The sequence below is a fragment of the Mycobacterium sp. E1747 genome (genome assembly GCF_001667775.1).
Taxonomy (GTDB): Bacteria; Actinomycetota; Actinomycetes; order Mycobacteriales; family Mycobacteriaceae; genus Mycobacterium.
In genome coordinates this window covers 1-1,634 of the sequence record NZ_LZJI01000147.1, presented here as the reverse complement: position 1 = coordinate 1,634, position 1,634 = coordinate 1, and the positions used below count along the sequence as shown (strand labels likewise).

General features: G+C 63.2%; 3 protein-coding genes. 2 read left to right on the top strand and 1 reads right to left on the bottom strand.

Features of this window, described 5'->3' with window-relative positions:
* On the top strand, positions 1-495 hold a 495-nt coding region (locus tag A5695_RS14385; protein ID WP_369830187.1), incomplete at its 5' end, for a glycosyltransferase.
* A 61-nt stretch (positions 496-556) separates the two neighbouring features.
* On the opposite strand, the gene A5695_RS14380 is transcribed toward A5695_RS14385, so the two are convergent.
* Positions 557-1,282, bottom strand: a complete 726-nt coding sequence (locus A5695_RS14380; RefSeq protein WP_068082938.1) for a class I SAM-dependent methyltransferase — start codon at positions 1,280-1,282, stop codon at positions 557-559.
* A gap of 239 nt (positions 1,283-1,521) precedes the next feature.
* Here A5695_RS14380 and A5695_RS29650 point away from each other — a divergent pair.
* Positions 1,522-1,634 (top strand): hypothetical protein (locus tag A5695_RS29650; protein ID WP_231974829.1); only part of this gene is annotated, 113 nt, incomplete at its 3' end.

Sequence of the window (1,634 nt, the reverse complement as noted above, 5' to 3'; positions counted from 1 at the left end):
TTCGGCAGCGCGGCGGTCGAATCCGCCGCCGACACCCTCGCCATGATCGGCGTGGCTTGCGCGAAACTGGGTGAGCGAGCATTGATTTCGGCAGCTGGAACCGACTTCGAGAATCTCGGACATTCTGACCACGTCAAGGTGGTTGATGCCATGAACTACGCGACGGTGCTACCCGAATGCCGGGCTTTGGTTCACCACGGGGGGGCGGGTACCACGAACGCCGGCCTGCGCGCAGGACTCCCCGCCTTGATTCTCTGGACGTTGCCCGACCAGGCGGTGTGGGCGGCGCGGGTCAAGCGGCTGAAGGTAGGCATGGGGCGGCGCATCTCCACGGCTACCCAAGAATCGCTGGTTTCAGACCTGCGCACCGTCCTCGCCTCCGAATACCGTACTCAGGCTCGAGCATTCGCCTCCCAGATGACAAAGCCCGCTGACAGCGCTGCGACCGTCGCTGATCTCGTCGAGAGGTTCGCCCGCTTCAAGAGGGTTGGCTGATCGCTGCGTCCGCCCCACGCACTGGGCGGCCCGCTGCTACTGCTGAGGCAGGGACGGTGTATCAGCGGTTTGACTCCAGGAATTCGTCCAGGCACCCGGGGGGCCTCAGATTGAGCAAGCGGTTTCGGTCAGCGGCAAGATCCGCGTATCCGAGTGCTTCGATTTGGGCCGCCGAGTAGTCCAGCAGCAAGTCCGGAGTTCCCCTTCGTATGACGCCCACTCCAAAATCACAGTTGAGCACCACGATTCGCAGATCCTCTCGGGTGCTCCGTAATTCGACGATGGCCTTCCAGACGTCACCGCACCAAAGGGCGGCGTAGACGCCGGATTTGGTGAGCCCCCAGGAAATGTCCCGCCAGCGATGCCGGGCACGAAACTCGGCGTAAGACTCCGCAGGGCAAGCCATGGAGGCGCTGGTGGGGTTGCAGTCGTGTACCAAGATGACACCGTCGTCGCGCAGGTAGCGCAGCGTGTTTTCGACGTCGCGGATGACCTGTCGGTAGGTGTGGAGTCCATCGATGAAGGCGACGTCGATACCCCGCTGCTCGAGGAACAGCGTTTCGTTCGCAAAGAACGCGTCGCTACTGGTTTCGAAATAATGCGTAGTGGATGCCTTTGCGGCAGCACGCTTGCGGGTTCGCGCCGACAGCGCAAATTCGGGGTCGACCGCGATCTTCTCCTCGGCGGCGATGTGCCGGAAGGCTTCTCCTTTCGATACGCCGATTTCCAGGTAGATGCGCCGTTGCCGTCCGTCCAACGCCCGCTGAACAGCTTTGATGCGGTTCATGTGAACCCCTTTGGGAGGCGTGGGCCCTCCGGGAATTAGAGCGGCATGCCACGCTTTGGTCTCGCCTCAGCCTCGAGTGCTGTTCGCGCGTCTCGACTGGGTTTTTGTCGAGCTTAAGGCCGTCGGTCGACAACGTGTGCCCCTGGGGTGGACCCAGCGCGCGCCCGAAGGCCGCACCCGTCCGGGATGTGGGCCGGTACCATTGGCGTCGCCTACGCCCGGTGGGAGGCTCGGTTTCAATGAAGTTCGTGGTGGCAAGCTACGGAACTCGTGGTGATATCGAGCCCTGCGCCGTCGTCGGTCGGGAGTTGCTGCGCAGGGGGCACGAGGTGTGCATGGCTGTCCCGCCCGA